We start from the raw sequence: 24,476 nt of genomic DNA, 5'->3' as shown, positions 1-24,476 counted from the left end.
GTACGGTCGAGCACACCTTCGACCGGCCCTACAAGGAGACGATCTTCTTCGGCTCCGAACGCTGGGAGGAGTTGGCCGGCCACGCGGTCCTGGACCTGAAGGCGGTGCGGGATTCACTCGATCCCCACGATCCGATCAACATCCAGTACACCTCGGGGACGACCGGCATGGCCAAGGGAGCCACGCTGACCCACCACAACATCCTCAACAACGGCTACCTCATCGGTGAACGGCTGAGCTACACCGAGAACGACCGGGTGGTCGTTCCGGTACCGATGTTCCACTGCTTCGGCATGGTTCTGGGGGTTCTGGCCGCCTTCACACACGGGGCGGCGGTGATCTTCCCGGGGCCGGTCTTCACTCCGGAGAGCACGTTGGAGGCGGTCCACCTGGGACAGGGGACAAGCTTGCTCGGCGTCCCGACCATGTTCATGGCCGAACTGCGGGCACTGGAACAGCTCAAGGAGAAGGGCAAGGAGTTCGACCTGTCCGGTCTGCGCACCGGGATCATGGCGGGGACCTCCTGTCCCACGACGACGATGCGTGAAGTCATCGACGTCCTCGGCATCACGGAGATCAGCATCTGCTACGGGATGACCGAGACCTCGCCGGTCAACCACCAGACCCTGCCAGATGACCCGGTGGAGAAGAGGGTCGAGACGGTCGGCCGGGTCGGTCCGCATCTGGAGGTGAAGGTCGTCGACCTCGACGGGGCCACTGTGCAGCGTGGGGTACAGGGTGAGCTGCTGGTGCGCGGTTACTCGGTGATGCGTGGATACTGGGACATGCCGGAGAAGACGGCGGAGGCGGTCGACCCCGAGGGGTGGATGCACTCCGGTGACCTCGGTGTGATGGACACCGAGGGTTACGTCCAGGTCACCGGCAGGATCAAGGACATGGTCATCCGCGGCGGGGAGAACATCTACCCGCGGGAGATCGAGGAGTTCCTGTACGAGCACCCCGACATCGCCGACGTCCAGGTCATCGGGGTGCCCGACGAGAAGTACGGCGAGGAGCTCATGGCCTGGGTCATCATGGATGACGGCAAGGAACCGCTGACCGTGGAGGACATCCGTTCCTACTGCGACGGCCAGTTGGCCAGGTTCAAGGTGCCCAGGTACGTGCACGTCACGGACGCTTTCCCGATGACCCTCTCCGGCAAGGTCAGGAAGGTCGAGATGCGGGAGAAGTCCATCAGCATCCTGGGGATCTACGAGAAGTCCTCGCCCCGTCGGTGAGCGCCCGCCGTGCGGCGTTGACGCCGCACATGAAGTGCACCCCACCGCCGGGAGCGGTGGACGAGGAGCACAGGTAGACCCCCTCCACCCCGGTGGAGTAGGGGTCCGGGCTCAACCGGGGACGGGCGATCAGCTGGACCAGGTCGTTGGCCCCGCCGGAGATGTCCCCGCCGAGGTTGTTGGCGTTGTGCTCCTGCACCGCCGACGGGGGAGAGGCGACCCAGTCCACGACCGTGTCGCGGAAACCGGGGGCGGCCCGCTCGATCTGGGCGGTGACGAGCTCGAAGGTCTCCTGCGCGCTGCCGTCCCATCCGGCGGGCACGTGGGCGTAGGCCCACAGCGGGTTCAGCCTGCGCCCACCGGTGACTCTGCTGCGCGAGGGGTCGGCGAGGTACTGCTGGCCGACGAGGGTGAACGGGCGGCGGGGGAGCCGTCCCGACCAGCAGTCCTTCTCGGCGGCGGCGATCTCCTCGGCCGTGCCGCCGAGGTGGACGGTGCCGGCGCGGTGGGCGTCCGGCGACAGCCACGGCACGTCGCCGTCGAGCACGTAGTCGATCTTGGCGACGGCGGGGCCGCGGCGGAACCGTGACCATGCCCGCGCGGTGCGGGCGGGCAGCCGCTCGCCGAGGATGCCGGCGGCGGTCTCCACGGAGGTGTCGAGCAGGACGATGTCGGCGTCCTGCGCCTGCGCCAGGTCAGTGACACGGGTGTCGGTGAGCACCGTGCCCCCGAGCTCCTCGAGCTCGGCGACCAGGGCGTCGGCGATGGACTGGGACCCTCCCACGGCGACGGGCCAGCCGTGCCGGTGTCCGGCGACGGTCAGCAGCGTGCCGGCCGCGGAGGACGCCGGGAGGTGCAGCGGGGTGAAGGCGTGGGCGGCGACACCGGCGAACAGGGCGCGCGCCTCCGCCGAACGCCACCGCCGCCACGACCAGGACGCCGGCAGCGCCGCACCGGCCCCGAAGGCGGCCAACAGCACCGGGTGGCGGGGCACGTGCAGCAGCGGGCCGAGGAACTCCTCGGCGACGGCGTCCGCCCGCGTCGCGAGCGGACCGAAGGACGCCTGCCAGAGCCGTCCGTCCTGCCCCGGGAGTCCTTCGCCGGTGGTCTGCGGCGAGGTGTGCAGTGTGGCGGAGCGTCCGGCGGACAGGACGTGGACCATGTCCACCGGCGCGGAGGCGAAGCGCAGCCCGTGGCGTCGCAACGCCGGCCCGAGCGAGGGGTCACGCAGCAGCGGGCTGGCCTGGGCCAGCGGATGGGCCGCCGAGCACAGGTCGTGCAGTACCCCGGTGTGCATCAGTTCGGCGCTGCGCACCCCGCCGCCCACCGTGGGTTCGGCCTCGAGCACGGTGACGTCCAGCCCGGCCCGGGCCAGGACGACCGCGGCGGCCAGTCCGTTGGGGCCGGAACCGACGACGGTGGCGGTGGATGCAGGCATGGCACCGACCCTATCGCGCGACCGTCGAATATCGCCCGAACCGCACCCGGAACGCCGTCGGGGACCATAATGGGACGCACGGAACTCTTCCACGAAAGGAACATGGCACCATGAGCAACCCCACCCCGTCCCCCGAGGACGTCGTCATCGTCGGAGCCGCCCGCACCGCCCAGGGCAAGATGCTCGGCGTGCTGGCCTCCAAGTCCGCCGTCGAGCTCGGCGCGGCGGCCATCACCGGTGCCCTGGAGAGGGCGGGTGTGGCGGCGGATACCGTCGACTACGTCTACATGGGCCAGGTCGTCCAGGCCGCCGCCGGCCAGAACCCGGCGAAGCAGTCCGCGGTCACCGCGGGCCTGCCGATGTCCACCCCGGCGGTCACCGTGAATAAGGTGTGCCTGTCCGGGCTGGACTCGGTGATCAACGGTGCGCGCATGCTCAAGGTGGGTGACGCGCAGGTCGTGGTCGCCGGTGGTCAGGAGTCGATGACCAACGCCCCGCACCTGGCCGCCGGTGTGCGCGCCGGGGCGAAGTTCGGTTCGCTGGCGCTGCAGGACTCCCTGGAACGCGACGGTCTGGCCGACCCCGTGCACGGCACGGCGATGGGTGTGGAGACCGAGGCCGGCAACACCGACCGAGGCATCACCCGTGAGGCGCAGGACGAGGTCGCCGCCCTGTCGAACCAGCGCGCCGAGGCCGCCATCGCCGACGGCACCTTCGCCGAGGAGATCGTGCCCGTGGAGGTCCGCAGGCGTCGCGAGACCGTGGTCGTCGACACCGACGAGGGCGTGCGCCCGGGCACCACGCAGGAGGGGCTGGCCGCGTTGCGTCCGGCGTTCGCGAAGGACGGGACGATCACCGCCGCCTCGGCGTCACAGATCTCCGACGGTGCGTCGGCCGTGGTGCTGACCACGCGTGCCTACGCCGAGGAGAACGGGTTGACCGTCCTGGCCACCCTGGGTGCCGCCGGCGAGACCGCGGGGCCGGACACGTACCTGCACTCCCAGCCGGCGCAGGCGGTCTCCGCCGCACTCGACAAGCAGGGCTGGTCGACGTCCGACCTGGACTTCCTGGAGGTCAACGAGGCCTTCGCCTCCGTGGTGGTGCAGTCGGTCAAGGACCTTGACTACCCGCTGGAGAAGACGAACATCCACGGCGGCGGTATCTCGCTGGGCCACCCGATCGGCGCCTCGGGCGCCCGCCTGGTGGTGACCGCCGCCTACGAGCTCAACCGTCGTGGCGGGGGACGTGCCGCGGTGTCGCTGTGCGGTGGCGGCGGTCAGGGCGACGCGCTGCTGCTCTGGCGCTGACGTCCCCCCCCCACGGCTTCGGGGAGGTGGGGTCAGGGGCGGTAGCCGAGCCGGCGGGCGGCGAGTTCGCGCAGGATCTCCACCGTCCCGCCGCCGATCCCGTTGATCCTCATGTCACGGTACTGCCGCTCGACCTCTGTGCCCTCCATGAACCCGGCGCCGCCGAACAGCTGGACGGCCTGGTGGGTCACCCATTCCCCGGTCTCGGTGCAGGTGTTCTTGGCGAAGCATGCCTCGGCGACCAGGTCGTCCTCCCCGTCCTCCACCCGGTCGACGAGACTGCGGACGTAGGTGCGTGCGACCTCCGTCCGTCGGGCCATCTCCGACAGCGTCATCTGGATGCTCTGACGTGCGATCAGGGGTTCACCGAAGGTCTCCCTGTCGCGGCACCACTGGACACTGAGGTCGAGGCAGCGCTGCGCCTGGGAGTAGGCCTGGATGGCCATGCTCAGCCGTTCGGTCACGAAGGCCATGGAGATCAGGAGGAACCCGGAGTTCTCCTCACCGACGAGGTTGCCCGTGGGGACGCGCACGTCGGTCAAGGAGATCTCGGCGGTGTCGGACGAGCGCCACCCCATCTTCGTCAGCTTGCGGGTGACCTCGAAGCCCGGGGTGTCGTTGTCCACGACGATCAGCGAAACCCCCCCGGGCACCTTTGAGCGCATCGCCGCCGGTGCGGGCGGCGACGACGGTGAATTCACCGCGGACGGCGGAGGTGATGAAGGTCTTCGAACCGTTGATGACGTACTCGTCGCCGTCCTTGACGGCGGTGGTCTTCAGGTTGCCGACGTCGGAGCCGCCACCGGGTTCGGTGATCCCGAGGGAGCCGATCCTGTCGCCGCTCAGGGTGGGACGGACGTACTTGTCGATGAGGTCGTGGTCCCCGCCGGCGACGATGTGGGGGCAGGAGATGGTCACGGTGAACAGTGACGCCTGGACACCGGCGGCCACCCCGGCCTCGTGCATGGCCTCGGCGACGGCAGTCGACTCGCGCATTCCCGCGCCCTCCCCACCTGCCTCGGTGGGGAATGCCAGGCCCAGGAGGCCGAGTTTGCCTGCTTTCCCGGAGAGCTCCCGGGGGATCTGTCCATCCTCCTCCCACTGGTCCTGGTAGGGGAGGATCTCGGCCGCGGAGAAGTCGACGGCCGTCTTGCGGAGTGCGGCGATCTCTGGGGTGTTCCAGTGCTTGTGGCTCATACAGGTCCTTTCGTGATGTGGGTCAGGTGTCTGTTACCGATTATGGACGACTGATTTCGGCGGGCCGGCGAAGATCTGCGCGAATTCCGCCCACCGCCGGGGTTCCTCGCCCTCGAAGACCAGGGAGAGATCCTTGACCTCCCGTCGCTGTGAGACGAACAGGCAGAAGTCCAGCGCAGGCCCCTTCACCGTCCCGATGGCAGATCCGTCGTCGGGCCCCCACGACCACGTCCCGCCGTCGGGGGACTCGAGTTCGACGAGGAACTCCCCCTCGGGCGCGGTGAGGTCGTTGATGACGTAGGAGAAGTCGCGGGTGATCACCCCCAGGTGGCAGATGTCCCGCAATCCGCCGGACACGGGGCGTTCGATGCCCAGGGCGTCCGCGACGTCCTGGCCGTGGGCCCACGTCTCCATGAGTCTCGCGGTCGCCATGGAGCGCAGGCCCATAGGCGGTCCGAACCACGGGTACTTGCGTGGCGTGCCGGCCGCCTCCTGCCGAAAAGCCTCGTCAAGTTGCTTTCTCGATGTGCGCCAACGTTCCAGCAGCTCCGGGATGGGGGATGCTGCCCCCTCCGCCGCCGTCCTGTCGGTGATGCTCTCCGGGTTCGCCCGCGCATCGAGGTCGTAGGTCGAGAAGGGCCCGTCGTCGCTGGTCGAGGCGAGCGAGGCCGAGGCTGCCTCGTCGGTCCATGACAGATGGGCGATCTGGTGGGCGATGGTCCACCCGGGCGCGGGGGTCGGACGAGACCATGTGGAGCCGTCGATGTCCCGGACCAGCCCTTCGAGGGCGTCGCCCTCTTTTCTGAGGACGTCCAGGGTGGCGAGGGTGGGATCGGGGGAAGTGGGCATGGAACCTCCGGTGTCGGGGTGATGTGCACCACATACTGACATACTTTCCTGCAAAAAAGAAGCACTTGCGATTAATTTTTGAACCCTGTATGTCTTGTCGGCAAAACAAGATTCGCGGATCAGATGACGGATGGGAGAGGTAGCCATGGGAGACAGGCTCGATCGTGGGTTCGGCAACTGGGTCACACTGCACAGCAAGAGGTATCCGGAGTCGGTGGCCTACATCGACGGTGAGACCGGATCCGTACGGACGTATGCTCAGCTCGAGGAGCGTACGAACGCGCTGGCGGACGTGCTCGCCAAGCGCGGTACGGCACGTGGGGACCGGGTCGCCCTCGTGACGATGAATTCCATCGAGACGATGGAGATCCTGGTGGCGGTGGCGAAGCTCGGGGCGATTGCGGTGCCGATCAACTACCGTTTGACGTCGAAGGAGATCGAGTTCATCCTCCTGGACTCGGGCGCGTCGAGCCTGTTCTTCTCGATGCCGTTCCTCGACCTCGTGAATGACGCGTGTACGGACGAGACCAGGGTTCGTGACCGGTTCGTGGTCCCGGATTCGGAGATGAGGTTGACCGGGAAGTCGTCGGACCTCGAGGCCATGATCACCCGGGGAAGTTCGGAGCGAGTGGTGCGGGAGGTCAATGAAGCCGACATCTGCGTGGTGATGTACACCTCCGGCACCACCGGCAAGCCGAAGGGAGCCATGCTGAGCCACGGGAACTTCGTCTGGAACGCGGTACACAGTCTAGGGCTCGGTGATGGCTGGACCGCAGGGGACAGGACGATCTCAGCGGCACCCCTGTTCCATATCGGGGCGCTCGGCGTCAACACCCTGCCGTTCCTCTTCATCGGCGGGAGTTGTGTGGTCCTGGAGAACTTCGTCCCGGCGAACTGGATCTCCTCCGTCGAGAAGTACGGGGTCACCAATGCATTCCTCGTGCCCGTGATGTGGTCGGCCGTTCTCGGTGACGCGTCCTTCGGGGCAGGGCAGGTGCGGAGCCTACGTTTTGCCGTCTCGGGAGGAGCTCCCTGTCCGGTCGCGGTGATCGAGGCTATGCGTGAACTCGGGGTCCCGTTCACCGAGGGGCTGGGGATGACCGAGACGAGCCCCCTTTGCGCCGTGCTACGTCAGGACGAGGGACTTCGGAAGAAAGGCACGGTAGGAAAGCCCGTACAGCAGGTCGAGTTCCGGATCGAGGACGACGCCGGGGAGGACGTGGGGGTTGGACGCGTTGGCGAACTACTCGTGCGCGGCCCGAACGTGTTCTCCGGCTACTGGAACAATCCGAAGGCGACGTCCGAGGCTCTCCGGGACGGCTGGTTCCACACCGGAGACCTGGCCAAGGTGGACGAGGAGGGGTTCTACACGTTGGTGGACCGCAAGAAGGACATGGTCATCACCGGAGGGGAGAATGTCTATTCAACCGAGGTGGAGTCGGTGGCGCGCGGGCACCCGGACGTTCGCGACGTTGCGGTGATCGGCATCCCGGACGAGAAGTGGGGTGAGGCGGTGACCGCGGTGGTGGTTCGAGCCGAAGGTTCCTTGCTGACGCCTGAGGAGCTGATCGCGTGGTCGCGCCGAAGCTTGGCGGGGTTCAAGGTGCCGAAGTCCGTGGAGTATGTCGACGTCCTACCGCGCAATGCCACCGGTAAGGTCCTCAAACGAACGCTGCGCGCTGAACGCACCGGGGGTGAGATGTCTGTACGCCGGTGACGATGCGCTTGTACTCACCCGAGCAACAACGTGATCACCGCGATGGAGGGGATGGACAGCATCGTGCTGATCACCGCGGTATCGCGGGCCAGCACGGTGTTCACACCGAAACGCTGCGAGTAGGTGAACACGTTCTGCGCCGTCGGCAGTGCCGCCACCACGACGAACACCAGGAGAGCGGCACCGGAGGCGTCGAAGAGCAGGCGGGCCGCGGCGTAGGCGATCAGGGGGTGCACGACGGTCTTGGTCAGTGCGGCGAGCCACACGCTGCGCCGTGGACTGGTCTCCCGGTCGAGGACGGAGACCTCCGCCATCGACAGCCCGAAGGCGACGAGGGCGGCCGGCACGGTGCCTGCGGCAAGCAGTGCGACGGGCTCGGCGAGCATCTCCGGCAGCGTCCAGCCCGTGTTCGTGTACAGCAGGGACAGGACGATGCCCACGGCGGCCGCCACGATCAGTGGGTTCCGGATGACGCCGAGAACGAGTTCGCGCACCAGGGGGCCGATGTTGCTGCCGGCATCCGCGGCGTCCCGGCGGGCCTTGCGGGTGGTCACGTCCAGCAGTAGGACGGTGGCCGGACCGTACAGGGCGACCTGGAAGATGATCACCGGGAGTGAGGCGGTCGGGTCGTCGAGGACGTGGGTGGTGATGGGCACGCCGAGGTTCGAGCCGTTGCAGTAGGAGCAGGCGAGCATCGTGATCAGGCTGTCGGACGTCGGCCGGCGGGCGAGGAAGCGGTAGCCCAGGAATCCGACGGCCCCGGCGAGCAACGTGCTGATGACCACGATGGCGAGGTTCTCGCCGAAGACGGTGGCGAGGTCGGCCTCGCGCAGGAAGTTGATCAGCAGTGCGGGGGTGGCGAGGTAGAACACGAACATGTTCAGCGCGTACACCGCATTCGGTCCGAGCAGTCTGCGGCGGCCCACCAGGTAGCCGAGCGCGATGATGATCACCACCACCATGAACCCACTCAGAACGTTAAGCATGTGCACCATTAGATCAGGCCGGTGACCGCCCCCGACGATGCGGGGGAGGTGACCGGCCTGCTGCGGTGAGGAGGGCTGGTGTCAGCGGTTGTAGACCACGTACGACTTCGCCCACTTGTCGCAGATGTGCTGGCGGTGCGGGTCGCGGGCGATGAGCACGCCGAGGGCGGCGTAGATCGCGATGGATGCGATATTGCCGATGAAGGGGATCCATCCGACGACGATGCCCGCGAGGTACCAGCTGTTACGGATGAAGGAGTCCTTCGCGGAGATGACACGGCCGTCGGCGTCGACGACCTTGATACCCAGGGCCATCTTGCCCAGCGTGCGACCCGCGGTGGTCTCCATGCCGACACGGTAGGCGAACCACAGGACAAGGGAGAGCAGTGAGTAGAGGTAGAAGTTGCCGAGGTCGAGCTCGGGCTCGACACCGACCTGGCCTGCGTCCAGCCAGGCGGAGTAGTCGTCCATCCACGACATGAAGCCCGGGGCGATGAAAATCGCAGCCAGGACGACGGCCACGAGGAAGAAGAGGAGGCCGTCCAGCAGGAAGGCGCCCAGCCGTCGACCCGCCCCCGGGTACGCGTTGGAGGGGACGAGGCTGTTCGGGTCGTAGGCCTGCTGACCGTAGCCGAAGTCCTGGTTGGGGTACTGGGGCAGGCCACCCTGCCCGGTGTAGTCACCGTAGGAGGGCATGCCGCCGGTGTGCTCGTTGCGATCCTCGGGGGAGTTGTTCGGGTTGTACGGGTTCGTCATGTGGCCTTTCACGGTGTGTATGGACGTCTCAGGGTAACACCCCGTCGACGGGTACGACTGAACCCCGCCTCCGGCACAGGGCCGGGACGGGGTTCAGAAGGTCTTAGTTAAACGCGCGCTGCTGCTACGTCGGAGTCCGAGGCAGGATCAGCGGCTGTGGAACGGCAGGAGAGCCATTTCACGGGCGTTCTTGATCGCGGTGGCGACCTCGCGCTGCTGGCGGGGGGTCAGGCCGGTGACGCGGCGGCCACGGATCTTTCCGCGGTCGGAGATGAACTTACGCAGCAGTGCGTAGTCCTTGTAGTCGACGGTCTCGATGCCCTCGGCCTTGAGCGGGTTCTTCTTCGGGCGGCGGGACTGCTCGAGCCGCGCCTTCTTGTGGTTGGTGCGCTTCATGCGTGTGCTCCCTTTTACCAGCTGGACTTGCGAACGCCGGGCAGCTCACCGCGGTGAGCCATCTCGCGGACGCGGACACGGGACAGACCGAACTTGCGGAGGTAACCGCGGGGACGGCCGTCGGCGGCGTCACGGTTACGAACACGCACGGGGGCGGCGTCGCGCGGCTGACGGTTCAGCTCGAACTGAGCCTCGGCACGCTGGTCGTCGGTGGAGTTCGGGTTCTTGATGATCGCCTTGAGCTCGGCACGGCGCTCAGCGAAGCGAGCGACGATTTCCTTACGCTGCTCGTTCTTCGCGATCTTGGACTTCTTAGCCATAGATTAACGCTCCTCGCGGAACTCGACGTGCTTCCGGACGATCGGATCAAACTTCTTGAGCGTGATCCGGTCCGGGTTGTTCCGCTTGTTCTTGCGGGTCACGTAGGTGTAACCGGTGCCCGCGGTGGACTTCAGCTTGATGATGGGGCGGATATCGTTACGTGCCATCAGATCTTCTCCCCACGTGCGCGGATCTTGGCGACGACGGCTTCAATGCCGTTCTTGTCGATGGTCTTCAGGCCCTTGGTGGAGACGTTCAGCGTGATGGAACGACCCTCGGAGGGCAGGTAGAACGAACGGCGCTGGATATTCGGGTTCCAGCGGCGGTTCGTGCGGCGGTGCGAGTGCGAGACGGTTTTGCCGAAACTCGGCTTCCGACCCGTGACCTGGCAATGTGCCGACATGGGTATCTTTCTCCTTCCGCCCGCGTAAGCGGTCCCTCGTGCCGCGCCGACAGTGGAGGACACCACTGCGAAAACCCACATCTAGACGGGATGTGGGGCCGGGGCACTGTCTGGGGCCGATCGCGCGTGCGATGACGTTTACTAAGACAACAGCGTTGCACGACACTACCCCATGGTGGCGTGCAGGCATAATCGTTGTGGGGGAGAGGTCCGGGCCGGCCGGCGATTTTCCACCACGGGTGTGCAGGGGATAGGATGACAGATCGTGTTGCGCCCTGCATGTCGTCATTTCTGCACGGACGCGCCCACACTCCAAACCCGACCCAGGCACGACCTGCCGTGCCGGGCACCGACTCCGGTGTCCGGGGCGAGGGACCGACCTGGCGCACAACCCTGAGGGATTGAGAATGAAGAACGATATCCACCCCGACTACCACCCGGTGGTCTTCAAGGACGCCAGCACTGGCCACCAGTTCCTGACGCGTTCCACCGCCACCTCCGACCGCTCCGTGGAGTGGGAGGACGGCAACGAGTACCCGCTGATCGTCGTTGACGTCACCAGCGAGTCCCACCCCTTCTGGACGGGTGCACAGCGTGTCATGGACACCGCCGGTCGCGTCGAGAAGTTCCAGCGTCGCTACGGCAACCGTGTTCGCCGTACCAAGAAGAACGAGGAGGGCTAAGAAATGGCAGTTCCGAAGCGCCGTCTTTCCCGCGCCAACACCCACCACCGCCGTTCGAACTGGAAGTCCGACAACGTCGCACTCCAGACCGCGAAGATCGACGGCAGTGAGGTCCAGATCCCTCGTCGCCTGATGAAGGCCGCGAAGCTGGGTCTGGTCGATCTCGACTAGTTCGCGACCACGTTCGCGCACTACCCGGACGCCCCCGCCGACACTGTCGGCGGGGGCGTCCTCGCGTCTTCTGCCGTACCGCCCCCGCGGGAGCCTCTTACGTTGCATCCTGGCAATGTTCCCGCGTCCGTGCTGTTCGCCGCGCATGCTAGTTCGAGTCGGTTGACGGTTCCCTGTCAGTTGACTGTGGTTTCGGCATAGCGGTGTCGTTTCCGCGTGGTCCTGGTGCAGAATGGCGGGATGAAGATTCTTGTTGTCGACGACGATCAGACGGTAAGGGACTCTCTACGTCGCTCTCTCACGTTCAACGGCTACGACGTAGCTTCGGCGGGAGACGGTGACGACGCCCTCCGTCAGATTCGTCAGGAGTCACCGGACCTGGTGATCCTCGACGTCGAGCTCGAGGGGGTCGACGGCCTCACAGTGTGCCGCGACCTCCGAAGTGCCGGAAACGACGTCCTTATACTCATGCTCTCCGAAAGTACCGATGTCTCCGACCGTGTGACGGGCCTCGACGCCGGGGCGGACGACTTCATGTCGAAGCCGTACGCCCTCGAGGAGGTGCTCGCCCGGGTGCGCTCCCTGCACCGTCGGTCCGTGCGTACCGCCGTCGCCAAGAGCGTCGAGGTCAAGCCCCTCGCCTTCGAGGACCTGTCGCTGAACCCGGAGACCCGTGAGGTCAGCCGCGGTGACCGGAAGATCAGCCTGACCCGTACCGAGTTCGCCCTGCTGCAGCTGCTGATGCGCAACCAGCGCAAGGTGCTCAGCCGCACGAAGATCCTCGAGGAGGTCTGGGGCTACGACTTCCCGACGTCCGGTAACGCCCTGGAGGTCTACATCGGCTACCTGCGTCGTAAGACGGAGGACGGTGGGGAGTCCAGGGTCATCCACACCGTGCGCGGCGTGGGCTACGTGCTGCGCGACGACGCGCCGTAAACCCTCCTGCTGGCAGAATGCTGAGTGCGCGCCCCACGCTTGCCGTGTGTGGCGCGCACACGTTCCGATCACACTGTCAGGCGGCGCGGACGGGACGTCAATCTGGGTCAGCCATAATTAGTTACGTCAGAACATAGTTGAGTCAGCCGACGGGACACGCCGGCGAAGGAGAGTCAGATGTCCGGGGAAGATCGGAACGGCAACGACTACAACGGCGCAGGCGGCCCCGCCGGCGTAGGCGGATCACACGAGGCGGGGACCGACGCCTGGGGGAGGACCTCACCGGACTACCGGCAGGGCGCGCCCGACGGGCAGTCCGGCTTCTCCGACCCCGGCGCACAGCAGCGACACTGGGAGGCGCTGTCCAGCCAGTACCCCAGCAACGAGGGGATGCCCGGCTACCCCGTGGCAGGGCCCGAACTTCCCACGGGCGGCGCGCCTGCGGCGACGAAGGACTCTCCCCGCAGGTTCTCCACCCCGGTGGTCGCCGCCCTGGTGCTCGCGGTCGGTGTCGCTTCGGCGGCCGTCACCGCCGGCATCGTCCAGAACGGCGACAGCAGCTCCGGCGTCACGTCCTCCCTGAACAGCTCGGGCAGCGGTGAGAGGGAGAACACCTCCGACCCCGACCCGGGAACGGTGGAGGACGTCGCCTCGAACGTGCTCCCCAGTGTCGTTTCCATCCAGGTCACCACCCAGCAGGGTGGTGCTGAGGGTTCCGGTTCGATCATCAGCTCCGACGGGCTCATCCTCACCAACAACCACGTCGTCTCCGGCTCCGACGAGGGCGAGATGACCGTCACCACCAACGACGGGCGCCAGCTGCAGGCCGACGTCGTCGCCACCGACCCCCAGACCGACCTCGCCGTGGTCAAGGCCAACGGCGCCGACGACCTGCAGCCCATCGCCATCGGCGACTCCGACTCCCTCCAGGTCGGCGAGACCGTGGTAGCCGTGGGCTCGCCGCTCGGCCTGTCCTCGACCGTGACCACCGGCATCGTATCGGCGATGAACCGTCCCGTGCAGGCCGGCGGTGAGGACGGCGGCGAGGCGTCGCTGATCGACGCCATCCAGACCGACGCCGCCATCAACCCGGGCAACTCCGGCGGTGCCCTGGTCAACCTCCAGGGTGAGCTCGTCGGCATCCCCTCGGTGATCGCCACCCTCGGCGGCGAGATGGGCGGGGAGTCCGGGTCGATCGGCCTGGGCTTCGCCATCCCCTCCAACCAGGCGGAGGACACCGCCCAGCAGCTCATCGACAACGGTTCGGCCACCCACCCGGTCATCGGGGCGACGGTCAACACCGGCACCGAGACCTCCTCCAACGGGGCCGAGATCGTCAAGGTCGTCGGCGGCGGTCCGGCGGCAGACGCCGGGATCCGCGACGGCGACATCGTGACCAAGGTCGACGACCGGATCGTGGACAGCGGCGTGAGCCTCATCGCCGCCATCCGGTCCCACAACGTCGGAGACGAGGTCACGCTGACCGTCACCGACGGTAACGGTGGCAATGAACGGGAGATCGGTGTGACGCTGTCGGCGTCCGAGGACGACTAGTCCGCGACCATTCAACCCCCTAGACCTATACAGCGGGCCGTTCTCCGGATACCGTTGACGGGACCCCGCACACCGCGACGGGCTGAGAAGTACCTGAGGAGCTCACCATCATGTCCCAAGAACACTATGTCGACACCGACGAGACCGAAGACTCGGCCGGTGTGATCACCGTGCCGGGCATCGAGGACTTCGCCCGCGTGGAGCAGGAGTCGATCGAACGCCTCGACGCCGAGATCACCGAGCCGGGGGACGAGGTCTTCCGCTCCATGGACATCCAGGAGAACGGCCGGGAGTCGAACAACCCGCGCCATTCCCTGCTGCACGCCCTCGTGGTGATCGTCACCGACCATCCGGACGACGCAGACCAGTCCGGTGAGCTCGTGGCGGAACTCCTCGCCGAGGAGGACTACATGGTGGACGCGGTGCTCACCGTCGAGTCCGGCAAGTCCGCGGTCCGCCAGGCACTGGAGACCGCCGTCGTCGGCGGCGCGGACCTGGTCATCACCGTCGGCGGCACCGGCGTCAGCCCCAGGGACAAGGCACCGGAGGCCACCAAGGCGGTCCTGGACAAGCGGATCCCGGGTCTCTCCCAGGCACTGCGGTCGTCCGCGCTGGCCTGCAACGCCGTCGACGGCGGGCTGTCGCGTGGTGTGGCGGGGGTGTCCGGGTCCACCGTGGTGGTGAACCTCGCCGCCACGCGCGGTGCGATCCGCGACGGAATGGCCACGCTGTGCCCTCTGGTGCGCCACGTCATCGCGGACCTCAGCAGGGCATGAGACGCCGTCGTAGGACGGGCGTGCTGGGCAAGGGGCATGCCCCGGACCTCGATCTGGACATCAACCTGGGCAGCCAGGGAAGCAGGGAAAGGCCGGACGCACAGCGTCCGGCCGATGACGGGGGATTCGGGGAGGATTTCTGGGAGGGTCAGCGCCCTCCCCACTGGTGACGCGAAAGGGGGTCAGCGTGCCGAGTGCCGTCCGCCGGTCTCGGTCGAGCTGCCGGTGGAGTCAGCGGTGCCGGTGGTGCCGGTGGTGTCGGGGATCTCGCCGGCGAGCCCGTTGGACGCGGAGGTGAGGCCGCTCTGGTTCGCCAGGAGGTCACGGATCTCGACCAGCAGGTCCACCTCGGAGGCCACGGTCTCCTCCGGGTCGATGCCCTTACGCCGGGCGTTGAGTTCGTTGAGCTTGTTCATCGGGGCGACGAGCAGGAAGTAGACCACGCCGGCGATGATCAGGAAGTTGATCGCCGCGGTGATGATCGCACCCAGGTCGATCTGGGTGCTCTCCATGCCGGAGCGCAGCTGGAACTTCAGCCCGTCGACCTCCGTGCCGCCGAAGCAGTTGATTAACGGCTGGATCAGGGAGTCCGAGATGGCGGTGACGATGGCGGTGAACGCCGCACCGATGATCACGGCGATGGCGAGTTCCATCACGTTTCCGCGGGTGATGAAGTCTTTGAAACCCTTGAGCATGATGCTCTCCTTGTGCTGGTTGAACCGGGTGATGTTGGTCGGTCTACCGGTGGTCCCGGCTGGCCGTGGTGGTCGGGAAGCTGCCCGAGTCGGTCACGACGCACTCGACCGAGATGTCCAGCTGGGTGCGGGGGACGTCGACCCCGAATTCCTCGTGGTCCACGACTGCCACAATTCTGCCAGTTTTCGCGGCGCCGGTGACGTCGACGAGCGTGCGGTCGTAGAATCCGCCGCCCTGCCCCAGACGTGTGCCGTCACGGTCGACGGCGAGTGCGGGGATGACCAGGGCGTCTAACCTGGTTGTCAGTTCCAGGGTGGATATCGGTGCCGGAACCTCCGGTGTTTCCTCAGGTTCTGTGATCCCGAACGCACCGGTGCGCGTGGAGTGTTCGCCCTGGTAGGGCAACCAGGTCAGCGGACGTGCGGGGCCGGCGACCACCGGCAGCCAGACCTCGTGGCCGGCGTCACGCAGGACGTCCGGGAGTGCCGCCCCGCCGGGTTCGCCCGGCAGTCCGGCGAAGGCGGCCACGGCCCCGGGGCAGGACGCGCGGGCGGCGTCCTGCAGCAGCGCCAGGAGGTTCGCCGCGATGGCGGCGTCGCGGCGGCTGCGTTCCTCCTCGGGGACCGCGCCGCGTGCCGCGCGGACGCGGGCACGCACCGCACGCTTCGCGGTTGCGGTGGTGTTTGTCACGGCGTCGTCACCCATAGGCCCTGATGGTAATACCTCCGGGGGTGGTGGCGGTGAGGCCGGCGTGCCCGTTTTTCGGGCCACGGTGTGTTCTCGCCCGGCCAACTGGGGGTGACGCCTGTAGGATTCGTGTCATGGCAACTACCAACTCAACTGCTCCCTCCGGCTCTCCAGACGTCGTCGCCGACGGCGTTCCCACCGGTGGGATCCGAACTGTCGTGGTACCTGCCGCAGGCCTGGGCACCCGTTTCCTGCCTGCCACCAAGACAGTTCCCAAAGAACTCCTCCCTGTCGTCGACACCCCCGGAATTGAACTGATCGCCAAGGAGGCCTCCGAGGCCGGCGCGTCCCGTCTCGCGGTGGTCACCTCACCCCGCAAGCAGGGGATCATGGCCTTCTTCGACCGCGACGAGCTCCTGGAGGACACCCTCGAGTCCCGCGGCAAGACCGACCAGCTCAACAAGGTCCGCGCCGTCAACGAGATGATCACCGCGGTGTCGGTGAACCAGGACCGCCCGCTGGGCCTCGGCCACGCCATCGGCTGCGCCGAGGACGCCCTCGACGAGGACGAGGACGCCTTCGCCGTTCTGCTCCCGGACGACCTCGTGCTGCCGTTCGGCGTGATGAACGAGATGATCGAGGTGCGTAAGCGCCTCGGCGGCACCGTGCTGTGCGGGTTCGAGGTGCCGGAGGACGAGGTCTCGAACTACGGCGTCTTCGAGGTCGCCGAGCCGGACGACGAGCTCGGCGACCAGGTCCGCCGGGTGACCGGCATGGTCGAGAAGCCGGACGCGGCGGACGCGCCGTCCAACATCGTGGCCACCGGCCGCTACCTGCTCGACCGCTCGATCTTCGACGCGCTGCGCCGCACCGAGCCGGGCAAGGGCGGGGAGATCCAAGTGACCGACGCGATCGCGAAGCTGATCGAGGAGGGCCACCCGGTCCACGTCTACGTGCACCGCGGCAACCGCCATGACCTGGGCAACCCGGGTGGTTTCATCCGCGCCTGCGTGGACTTCGCGCTGGACGACCCGTCCTACGGACCGTCGCTGGAGAAGTGGCTGGAGCAGCGACTCGACAAGTGACCCTGGCAGGACTTCTCGACGGTGGTGCCCGACATGGGCGCCACCTTCTGCTGTTGTGGGGTGTCGAGGCGGTAGAGTCTGCACGAGTAGAACCTGCACGTACACCCCGACTTCCCCTACCGAGACACCGTGAGGACGGCCCACGTGAGAACTGTTGAGGAGCAGCTGGCCACGGTCAGCGCCGCGGCAGTAACACCGGAACCGGTGCGCACCGCGATTTCAGAGGCACTGGGTCTGCGGTGCGCCGAACAGGTCGAGGCGGAGGTCTCCGTCCCCGGCTTCGACCAGGCCGCCGTGGACGGCTACGCGGTGCGTTCCGTGGACGTCCGCCACGCCGGCAGCGTGGACCCGGACGTGCCGTCCGCCCGGCTGCCCGTGGTCGGCGACGTCGGTGCGGGCTCGCACCGTCCGGTACGTCTGCAGCCGCGCCAGGCGGTGCGGGTGCAGGCCGGCGCGCCGATCCCCACCCTCGCCGACGCGGTGGTCCCGCTGGACTGGGCGGAGGACGACGGGCGTCGCACCGAGGCCCTGCGTCCGGTGGCCGGCGGCCAGTTCATCCACCGCGCGGGGTCCGACGTGCAGCCCGGCGACGTGGTCGTGGAGCAGGGTTCGGTCATCGGCGCCGCACAGGTGGGCCTGCTGGCCGCGGTCGGACGTTCCAAGGTGCTGGTCTACCCGCGGCCGCGGATGGCGGTGCTGACCTTCGGTCCGGAACTGGTCGACATCGACCGTGAGCCGGGGCTGGGACAGGTCCACGACGTGAACTCCTATGCGCTGGCCTCGGCCGGACGCGAGGCCGGGGCGGACGTCAACCGGCTCGGCATCGTCGGCGGTGAGGACCGTCGGCTGCGCGACATCATCGAGGGCCAGCTGATCCGTTCGGAGATCCTGGTGATCTCCGGGGGAGTGGGCGGTGCGTCCAGTGACCGGTTGCGCGAGATCCTGTCGGGCATGGGTGAGCTGGACGTCTCACGCGTGGCGATGCACCCGGGTTCGGTGCAGGGCTTCGGCATCCTTGGCGCAGACCGGGTGCCCACGTTCCTGCTGCCGTCGAACCCGAGTGCCGCGCTGGTGGCGTTCGAGGTGATGGTGCGTCCGCTGGTGCAGATCCTGCGTGGTCAGCGGCAGTCGATGCGTCGGGTGGTCAAGGCGCGCACCATCGCCGGGCTGGAGTCCGCCCCGCACCGTCGGGGTTTCATCCGCGCCCAGCTGATGCGCGACCGGGAGACCCGCGAGTTCCTCGTGGACCCGTTGGGTGCCACCGCCGGCGGGGAGCCCACGCACCTGCTCGGCAGCCACGGCCAGTCGAACTGCCTGATCGTGGTGCCCGGTGACCGCACGCGCGTCGAGCCCGGCGAGGTCGTCGACGTGATGTTCCTGACGAACAGGGTGTGAGGACACCCGTGTTCCTCACCGGCCGGTCGGTCCGGCACCCGGGCTGGCCCGCCACGACCCCCTCCCTGCCCACCGCACTGGGGCAGGTGCGCCTGCGGCCGTTGTCCAGGCGCGACGGGCGGCACTGGGCGGAGTTCCGCAACGCCGACGAGCATCTGCTGCGCCCGGTCGAGCCCACGGTGCCGGGGCCGTGGTGGGAGTCCCACACCCGCGCGGTGTGGCGGCGCAACTACGCGGGCCTGACGTCCCTGGCGGTGGAGGGGCACCTGCTGCCCTTCGCCATCGAGGTCGACGGTGCGTTCGCCGGCCAGTTGACCCTGGGCAACGTGCAGCACGGTGTGGTCTGCAGCTGCTGGATCGGCTACTGGGTGTACTCCGGGTTCAGTGGCTCCGGCGTCGCGACGGCCGCGGTGCGGCTCGGCGTGGAACACGCGGTGACGCAGGTGGGCATGCACCGGGTGGAGGCGACCGTGCTGGAGTCGAACGTCTCGTCCCGCCGCGTGCTGGAGAAGGTGGGTTTCCGGCAGGAGGGGCTGCTGCGGCGCAACCTGCACATCAACGGTCAGTGGCAGGACCACCTGCTGGTGGGGTTGACGGCGGAGGAACGGCGCGGGCTGTAACGGAACCGACCTGAACCGACACGGTGCGGCGCGCCTGCGTCCCCGCGGGGGCGGTGGCACGTATCGTCGGGTCAGTATCTATTCCCTGCTCGTAGATCTTCGTGTAGACCCCCGTGTAGACCCTGTCGTCGGTGAAAGGAAAGGCCGCTAGTGTTCGGCTCCCTCAGCTCTCTGATCCTGATCGCGGTCGTCTGGCTTCTTCTGCTCGCGCCCCTGTTCCTGCGTAACCAGTCCCCGGTGCGCCGTACCTCCACGGCCCTGTCGGAGACGCGTGTGCTGCATGAGGGCGGTTCGGAGATCTCCAGGCCGCGGAAGCGCCCGTTGCCTGCGGAGTCGCTGTACCACGCCGATGTCGACGAGGACATCGAGCTGGTCGAGGCGGAGCCGGAGAGGGTGATCATCGACGACACCGGGCGTGACGTGCCGGGGATCATCGAGGGTGAGGTCGTCGGCTACCGTCCGCTCGACGAGGAGGACACCGGCGAGTTCGCCCCGGTCGCGCCGGACGACGAGACGCCGGACGCCGTCGCGGAGGACGACGACGCCTACAGCGTCGAGGTGGTTGCCGACGAGGCCGAAGACGCCGGGGACGCCGAGTTCGTCGAGGCTGAGGCCGTGGAGCCGGTCGAGACCCTCGAGGCACTGGATGAGCCGGCCGACGAGCAGCTCACCGACCCGGACGCCGAGTCCACCGCGGGTCGCTTCACCAGCATCCCGGCGGCGTACCTGCGTGGCGGCGACATCGACGTGTCGGTGGGCACCGGCGAGCACCCGGTCGACGACGAGGGTTACCCCGCCGACGCCGCTGACGCCGGGGACGCCGATGTCCTCGACGACGCCTACGGTGACGGTGAGCTCACGGCGGAGGAGCTGGACTACGCGGCGGCCCGCCGTGGTCGTGGCTTCTACGACCCGGAGACCTCGCAGCGTCTGGTGGAGGCCCGTCAGACCCGCCGGAAGCGTGTGCTGTGCGTGCTCGCGGCATTGTGCGTGGTCTCGGTCGTGGCCGCGGTCGTCCTCGGCGGCGCGGTGTGGGTGGCCGTGGTGGCCACTGTCGCCATGTCGGGCGTGTACCTGTACTACCTGCGTCGTCAGGTGGTGGAGGAGGCGAAGCTGCGTCGTCGCCGGATCGCCCGGATGCGTCGTGCCCGCCTGGGTGTGCGCAACACCGACGACCGTGAGCTCGGCGTCCCCGACCGGCTGCTGCGTCCCGGTGCGGTGGTGCTGGAGAGCGACGACGCCGACCCTGAGTTCGCCGACCTCGACTACACCGCCTACGCGGAGTGCGACGAGTACGACGGCTACGACGGGTACGAGGAGTACGACGACTACTACGACGAGCGGGGTCCCCACATCCGTGCGGTGTAGCGGCACCGGGGGAGTTAAGATGACGTCATCATGAACAATCCTGCCTTCCGCGATGCGGCCCTCCTCGTCCTGCGTGTCGCCCTCGGGGTCGTCTTCATCGCCCACGGGTGGGACAAGGTCTTCCAGGTGGGGGTGGACCAGACGGCCCAGCAGTGGGCGTCGATGCACATCCCGCAGCCCACGTTGTCGGTGTGGGTGGTGTCGGTGGTGGAGATGCTTGGCGGCGCGCTCGTGTTGCTGGGCTTCCTGACCCCGGCGGCAGCCGGCGTGCTGGCCCTGGACATGGTCGCGGCGTTCTACTTTGTGCACCTGGGCAACGGACTGTTCGTCGCCGACGGTGGCGGGGAGTTCGTCATCGTGCTCTTCGCCGCGTGCGTAATGCTCATCGTCTTCGGTGCCGGGCGGGCGAGCCTCGACAAGGCGCTCTCGCGGTTCGGGTGACGTCGGTGGAGGATCCCTACGACGTCCACGCCGCGGTGCGCGCGGCCCTGTCCGCCGAACTCGACGGGGAGGACGCGCCGTCCGGCGTGGACGACGACATGATCGAGACGCACCTCTCCGCCTGTACGGACTGCAGTGAGTGGTTCGCCGCGGCGAGTGACCTGAACCGTCGGCTGCGTATGTCGCTGGCGTCCTCGACGGGCCCCGCGCAGGACGCCCCGGGGGAGGCGAGCGAGCTGGCGGCGTCGATGGTGCGCCTGGCCGACGAGACGCCGCAGCTGTCGCACCGGCTGCGCAACCGCTCACTGCCGTTGGTGCTCAGCCGACTGGCGATGGTGGCCGTGGCGCTGTGCTACATCGCCTGGTCGGTGCTGCTGCTCACCGGTGCCGCGGGCACCGGTGCCGGGGCGGCGGACGGTCCGGGTGGGGCGGTGGGCAACGCCGGCGACCCGGACGTGGCCTCGTTGTCGGTGGACGCTGCGGCGGTGCGCCTCGCACTCGCCGCCGGGTTGCTGTGGGGCGCGGCGCGGCCGCGCTCGGCGCCGGGCCTGCTGCCGGTGTTCCTGGCGTTGTGGGGGTTCGGAGCGGGGTTCGCCACCCGCGACGTGGTGCTGGGGCTGCTGGACGGTGCGGTGGACGTGACGATGGTCGCCGGCCTGCTGCTGCACCTGGCGGCGTGTGCGGCGTTGATCGGGGTGTGGTTGTCGCGCAACCACGCCGTGGCCCCGCTGCGGCAGTCCCTGCGCGGGCTGTCGGCCCGTCCGGTCAGCTACAGCCCGGACGACGTGCAGGCGAACTCCAGCTGGCGACCGGGAGACCCCGGCGACTCAGGTCCAGCCGGGCAGCCACATCCGTAGCTGCCACTGTTCGTCGGTGATCGGCATGCCGGTGAAGATGGGCAGGAAGAACAGGAACATCCACACCACCAGCACCAGGTAGGCCACGGCGACGAGCATGCCCGTGCGCTCCAGGACGAGGACGCGCAGCTCGCCGACGACGCCCACCTGGCCGGACGCCGCGGCGTCCGGCACGTCCCGCGCCGTCTTTCGCAGCGACCATCCGGAGACCTGGCCCAGGCACAGGGCCAGCCCGATGATGAGGAAGGGCGCCAGGTTCGTGGCGTAGAACAGGTACATCTGCCGGTCCACGTTGAGCAGCCACGGCAGGAAACCGGCGGCGTAGCCGACGACCGGCACCAGCCAGCGCATGTCGCGGCGTCCGATCAGGCGCCACAGGCCCCACAGCAGCACCGGTACGGAGAGCCACCACATCGCCGGCGTACCGATCAGCAGCACGGTCTCGCGGTGCCCGTCGGCGGTGGTGGAGGAGTGGTAGAGCAGGGCGCGGGTGGTCGCCAGCCAGTCCCACGGCTTGGACTCCCACGGGTGGTGGTGGCCGTTGGAGTTGGTCAGTTCGGAGTGGAAGCCCAGCACGGACACGTGGTAGTAGATGAAGTTCAGCCAGGTGTCCGGCAGGAAGTCCAGTCCCCAGGACGCGATCTGGTCGTTGCCGGCCTCGGCCTCGTGGCGGAAGACCCCGGTCTCCGAGGCGAACCAGGACCGCCAGGACAGCAGGTACACGACCAGCGGTGCGAGCACGATCGAGGCGAAGCCGGGCAGGCAGTCGCGGCCCACGGTGCCGAGGAAGGGACGTTCCACGCCGAAGCGACGGCGACGCCACCAGTCCAACGCCACCACGGTGACCCCGAAGAAGGCCATGTAGTACAGCCCCGACCACTTCACCGCCAGGGCGCAACCCAGGGCGACGCCGGCGGCGAAGCGCCACCAGCGGAAGCCCAGGCGCGGGCCCAGTGGACGGTCGCCGATGCGTCCTTCGGCCAGGACGCGGCGGAAGCGCCGCTCCATCTCGCCGTGGTCGCGCAGCAGCAGGTACACGGCGAGGACGACGAAGAACACCTGGAAGTGGTCGAGCATCGCCGAACGTCCGGTCACGAAGAGGATGCCGTCGCACAGGGCCAGGACGCCGGCGGACAGGCCGACCCAGTCGGAGCCGCTGAGGCGGCGGGCGGTGGCGGCGATCAGCAGGATCACGCCGACCGCCAGCAGTGCCACCACGATGCGCCAGCCCCACGGGTTGTTGCCGAACACGGCCATGCCGAGTGCCTCGAGGTGCTTGGCCAGGGGCGGGTGCACGATCAGCCCGTAGCCGGGGTTGTCCTCGATGCCGCCGCGCACGATCTGCCACGACTGCGGCACGTAGTGCTTCTCGTCGAAGACGGGGGTGCCGTCGTCGGTGGGGTGCGACAGCCACGGCAGTCGGCTGAGCAGGCCCAGCACGCCCAGGGTCGCCAGGATCGTCCACCAGCGCCGGGGACCCCGCTGGGGACGCTGCCGCGGTGCGGCGGCGGTGGCGGTGGTGGCTGGAGTCTGCGTCACAGTGGGCAATCCTATACGTCGCGGCCCGGGGTTCCGCCCCCGGCGGGTAGGCTCTGGTGACCATGCAGGAGAACACCCCGGACCCCCGGACCGTGACCACCGTGACCACCGTGCTGCAGCGCGCCGCCGGGCGGCGTCCCCTCGCCGGCGGTGGGGTGATCCTGGCGGCGACGCCGCTGGGCGACCCGTTGGACGCGTCCATCCGGTTGATCGACGCCCTGGGCAGCGCCGACGTGGTCGCCGCCGAGGACACCCGGCGGACCCGCGCACTGGCGGACGCCCTGGGCGTGGAGATCACCGGTCAGGTGGTCTCCAACTTCGACCACAACGAGGCCGACCGGGCCGCCGGACTGGTGGAGCGTGCCGCCGCGGGGGCGCGGGTCCTGGTGGTCACGGACGCGGGCATGCCCTCGGTCTCCGACCCGGGGTTCCCGCTGGTCCAGGCGGCGCAGGACGCCGGGGTGCCGGTCACGTGCCTGCCCGGCCCCTCGGCGGTGCCGACCGCGTTGGCCCTGTCCGGGGTGGGTGTGGGGCACTTCGCCTTCGACGGTTTCGCCCCTCGTAAGGACGGTGCGCGGCGCCAGTGGCTGGAGTCGGTGCGCGACTCGACCCGGGCGGTGAGTTTCTTCGAGTCACCGCACCGTCTGGCGGCCACGCTGGCCACCGCGGCGGAGGTCTGCGGGGCGGACCGGGAGGCCGCGGTGTGCCGCGAGCTCACGAAGACCTTCGAGGAGGTCGTCCGCGGGCCGTTGGGTGAGCTGGCGCAGTGGGCGTCGGACGGGGTGAAGGGCGAGATCACGGTGGTGATCTCCGCGTCGGCCGGCGGCACCGACAAGTCCCCGGAGGACCTGGTCGACGAGGTCGAGGAGAAGGTGGCCCAGGGGCTGCGTCTCAAGGACGCCAGCCGCGAGGTCTCCGCAGCGCACGGGGTGTCGCGTCGGGAGCTCTACGAGGCGGTCCTGGCGGCGCGCCAGGTGTGACCGGGCGGACACACCCTCCGGGGTGACCGGGCCCCGTGTCCGGGGAGTATGGCAGAGTGGTCTGCATGTCCGTTTCAGAA

26 protein-coding genes and 1 pseudogene are annotated in these 24,476 nt (G+C 68.3%); 15 read left to right on the top strand and 12 right to left on the bottom strand.

Translation table 11 applies throughout. From position 1 onward, the window contains the following. A partial coding sequence (locus ACT3TD_RS11725) for an AMP-binding protein (protein WP_444637994.1) occupies positions 1 to 1,238 on the top strand: 1,238 nt, incomplete at its 5' end. Here ACT3TD_RS11725 and ACT3TD_RS11720 read toward each other — a convergent pair. Next, positions 1,195 to 2,676: a phytoene desaturase family protein gene (locus ACT3TD_RS11720; protein WP_441579359.1), complete on the bottom strand. Its 1,482-nt coding sequence runs from the start codon at positions 2,674 to 2,676 to the stop codon at positions 1,195 to 1,197. The two genes, ACT3TD_RS11725 and ACT3TD_RS11720, sit on opposite strands and share 44 nt — an antisense overlap. 110 nt (positions 2,677 to 2,786) lie before the next feature. On the opposite strand from ACT3TD_RS11720, the gene ACT3TD_RS11715 reads away from it, so the two are divergent. Beyond that, a complete protein-coding gene (locus ACT3TD_RS11715) occupies positions 2,787 to 3,983 on the top strand; it encodes an acetyl-CoA C-acetyltransferase (protein ID WP_444614714.1) in 1,197 nt (398 codons plus the stop codon). Between the two features lie 32 nt (positions 3,984 to 4,015). On the opposite strand, the pseudogene ACT3TD_RS11710 reads toward ACT3TD_RS11715, so the two are convergent. After that, positions 4,016 to 5,180, bottom strand: a pseudogene (locus ACT3TD_RS11710) (acyl-CoA dehydrogenase family protein). A gap of 33 nt (positions 5,181 to 5,213) precedes the next feature. Continuing rightward, the gene (locus tag ACT3TD_RS11705; protein WP_441579321.1) at positions 5,214 to 6,029 is read right to left on the bottom strand and encodes a TIGR03084 family metal-binding protein; all 816 of its coding nucleotides are present in this window, start codon (positions 6,027 to 6,029) and stop codon (positions 5,214 to 5,216) included. 145 nt (positions 6,030 to 6,174) lie between these two features. On the opposite strand from ACT3TD_RS11705, the gene ACT3TD_RS11700 reads away from it, so the two are divergent. Further along, positions 6,175 to 7,746, top strand: a complete 1,572-nt coding sequence (locus ACT3TD_RS11700) for an acyl-CoA synthetase (protein ID WP_441579322.1) — start codon at positions 6,175 to 6,177, stop codon at positions 7,744 to 7,746. A 14-nt stretch (positions 7,747 to 7,760) separates the two neighbouring features. Here ACT3TD_RS11700 and ACT3TD_RS11695 read toward each other — a convergent pair whose 3' ends face one another. The 6 genes from ACT3TD_RS11695 to rpmB all read right to left on the bottom strand — a co-directional run bounded on the left by ACT3TD_RS11695 (position 7,761) and on the right by rpmB (position 10,608). Then, positions 7,761 to 8,732, bottom strand: coding sequence for an AEC family transporter (locus ACT3TD_RS11695; RefSeq protein ID WP_301441964.1), 972 nt, complete (start codon positions 8,730 to 8,732; stop codon positions 7,761 to 7,763). 81 nt (positions 8,733 to 8,813) lie between these two features. Next, a complete protein-coding gene (locus tag ACT3TD_RS11690) occupies positions 8,814 to 9,488 on the bottom strand; it encodes an RDD family protein (RefSeq protein WP_301524999.1) in 675 nt (224 codons plus the stop codon). A gap of 147 nt (positions 9,489 to 9,635) precedes the next feature. After that, on the bottom strand, positions 9,636 to 9,884 hold the full coding sequence (gene rpsR / locus ACT3TD_RS11685; RefSeq protein WP_038546820.1) for a 30S ribosomal protein S18: 249 nt from the start codon (positions 9,882 to 9,884) through the stop codon (positions 9,636 to 9,638). Positions 9,885 to 9,898: 14 nt separating this feature from the next. After that, positions 9,899 to 10,204, bottom strand: coding sequence for a 30S ribosomal protein S14 (gene rpsN, locus ACT3TD_RS11680; RefSeq protein ID WP_301441962.1), 306 nt, complete (start codon positions 10,202 to 10,204; stop codon positions 9,899 to 9,901). Positions 10,205 to 10,207: 3 nt separating this feature from the next. Next, on the bottom strand, positions 10,208 to 10,372 hold the full coding sequence (gene rpmG, locus ACT3TD_RS11675) for a 50S ribosomal protein L33 (protein ID WP_010187624.1): 165 nt from the start codon (positions 10,370 to 10,372) through the stop codon (positions 10,208 to 10,210). Then, positions 10,372 to 10,608 carry a 50S ribosomal protein L28 gene (gene rpmB, locus ACT3TD_RS11670; protein WP_301441961.1) on the bottom strand — a complete coding sequence of 79 codons (237 nt, stop codon included), beginning with the start codon at positions 10,606 to 10,608 and terminating at the stop codon, positions 10,372 to 10,374. Before rpmB ends, rpmG begins: the two co-directional genes overlap by 1 nt. 407 nt (positions 10,609 to 11,015) lie before the next feature. On the opposite strand from rpmB, the gene ACT3TD_RS11665 reads away from it, so the two are divergent. The 5 genes from ACT3TD_RS11665 (at position 11,016) to ACT3TD_RS11645 (ending at position 14,728) form a co-directional block, all read left to right on the top strand. Continuing rightward, positions 11,016 to 11,291: a type B 50S ribosomal protein L31 gene (locus ACT3TD_RS11665; protein WP_038546832.1), complete on the top strand. Its 276-nt coding sequence runs from the start codon at positions 11,016 to 11,018 to the stop codon at positions 11,289 to 11,291. Between the two features lie 3 nt (positions 11,292 to 11,294). Further along, complete coding sequence (rpmF, locus tag ACT3TD_RS11660; protein WP_301441960.1) at positions 11,295 to 11,462, top strand: 50S ribosomal protein L32; 168 nt, start codon at positions 11,295 to 11,297, stop codon at positions 11,460 to 11,462. 240 nt (positions 11,463 to 11,702) lie between these two features. Continuing rightward, positions 11,703 to 12,398: a response regulator transcription factor gene (locus ACT3TD_RS11655; RefSeq protein ID WP_441579324.1), complete on the top strand. Its 696-nt coding sequence runs from the start codon at positions 11,703 to 11,705 to the stop codon at positions 12,396 to 12,398. Between the two features lie 177 nt (positions 12,399 to 12,575). Further along, a complete protein-coding gene (locus ACT3TD_RS11650; protein WP_301441958.1) occupies positions 12,576 to 13,952 on the top strand; it encodes a S1C family serine protease in 1,377 nt (458 codons plus the stop codon). 110 nt (positions 13,953 to 14,062) lie between these two features. Next, a complete protein-coding gene (locus tag ACT3TD_RS11645; RefSeq protein WP_301441957.1) occupies positions 14,063 to 14,728 on the top strand; it encodes a MogA/MoaB family molybdenum cofactor biosynthesis protein in 666 nt (221 codons plus the stop codon). Between the two features lie 182 nt (positions 14,729 to 14,910). Here ACT3TD_RS11645 and mscL read toward each other — a convergent pair whose 3' ends face one another. Continuing rightward, complete coding sequence (gene mscL, locus ACT3TD_RS11640) at positions 14,911 to 15,423, bottom strand: large conductance mechanosensitive channel protein MscL (RefSeq protein ID WP_441579326.1); 513 nt, start codon at positions 15,421 to 15,423, stop codon at positions 14,911 to 14,913. A gap of 43 nt (positions 15,424 to 15,466) precedes the next feature. Further along, positions 15,467 to 16,129 carry a 5-formyltetrahydrofolate cyclo-ligase gene (locus ACT3TD_RS11635; RefSeq protein WP_444614713.1) on the bottom strand — a complete coding sequence of 221 codons (663 nt, stop codon included), beginning with the start codon at positions 16,127 to 16,129 and terminating at the stop codon, positions 15,467 to 15,469. 116 nt (positions 16,130 to 16,245) lie between these two features. On the opposite strand from ACT3TD_RS11635, the gene ACT3TD_RS11630 reads away from it, so the two are divergent. The 6 genes from ACT3TD_RS11630 (at position 16,246) to ACT3TD_RS11605 (ending at position 21,877) form a co-directional block, all read left to right on the top strand. Next, positions 16,246 to 17,196 carry a UTP--glucose-1-phosphate uridylyltransferase gene (locus tag ACT3TD_RS11630; RefSeq protein WP_301441953.1) on the top strand — a complete coding sequence of 317 codons (951 nt, stop codon included), beginning with the start codon at positions 16,246 to 16,248 and terminating at the stop codon, positions 17,194 to 17,196. A 144-nt stretch (positions 17,197 to 17,340) separates the two neighbouring features. Then, the gene (glp, locus tag ACT3TD_RS11625; RefSeq protein ID WP_301441952.1) at positions 17,341 to 18,591 is read left to right on the top strand and encodes a molybdotransferase-like divisome protein Glp; all 1,251 of its coding nucleotides are present in this window, start codon (positions 17,341 to 17,343) and stop codon (positions 18,589 to 18,591) included. Continuing rightward, positions 18,588 to 19,211, top strand: a complete 624-nt coding sequence (locus ACT3TD_RS11620) for a GNAT family N-acetyltransferase (protein WP_444614712.1) — start codon at positions 18,588 to 18,590, stop codon at positions 19,209 to 19,211. Before glp ends, ACT3TD_RS11620 begins: the two co-directional genes overlap by 4 nt. A gap of 150 nt (positions 19,212 to 19,361) precedes the next feature. Continuing rightward, a complete protein-coding gene (sepX, locus tag ACT3TD_RS11615; RefSeq protein ID WP_441579329.1) occupies positions 19,362 to 20,579 on the top strand; it encodes a divisome protein SepX/GlpR in 1,218 nt (405 codons plus the stop codon). A 30-nt stretch (positions 20,580 to 20,609) separates the two neighbouring features. Further along, complete coding sequence (locus tag ACT3TD_RS11610) at positions 20,610 to 21,020, top strand: DoxX family protein (RefSeq protein WP_301441949.1); 411 nt, start codon at positions 20,610 to 20,612, stop codon at positions 21,018 to 21,020. A 5-nt stretch (positions 21,021 to 21,025) separates the two neighbouring features. Beyond that, positions 21,026 to 21,877: a zf-HC2 domain-containing protein gene (locus ACT3TD_RS11605; RefSeq protein WP_301441948.1), complete on the top strand. Its 852-nt coding sequence runs from the start codon at positions 21,026 to 21,028 to the stop codon at positions 21,875 to 21,877. Here the strand turns inward: ACT3TD_RS11605 and ACT3TD_RS11600 are convergent. Next, positions 21,848 to 23,416: a dolichyl-phosphate-mannose--protein mannosyltransferase gene (locus ACT3TD_RS11600; protein ID WP_444614711.1), complete on the bottom strand. Its 1,569-nt coding sequence runs from the start codon at positions 23,414 to 23,416 to the stop codon at positions 21,848 to 21,850. The two genes, ACT3TD_RS11605 and ACT3TD_RS11600, sit on opposite strands and share 30 nt — an antisense overlap. Before the next feature lie 62 nt (positions 23,417 to 23,478). On the opposite strand from ACT3TD_RS11600, the gene rsmI reads away from it, so the two are divergent. Beyond that, on the top strand, positions 23,479 to 24,396 hold the full coding sequence (gene rsmI, locus ACT3TD_RS11595) for a 16S rRNA (cytidine(1402)-2'-O)-methyltransferase (protein ID WP_301441947.1): 918 nt from the start codon (positions 23,479 to 23,481) through the stop codon (positions 24,394 to 24,396). Positions 24,397 to 24,476: the final 80 nt, after the last annotated feature.

The organism is Corynebacterium sp. AOP36-E1-14, assembly GCF_052377495.1.
GTDB lineage: Bacteria > Actinomycetota > Actinomycetes > Mycobacteriales > Mycobacteriaceae > Corynebacterium.
The sequence above is the reverse complement of the archived record's forward strand: the minus strand, read 5'-3'. Positions and strand labels throughout refer to the sequence as shown.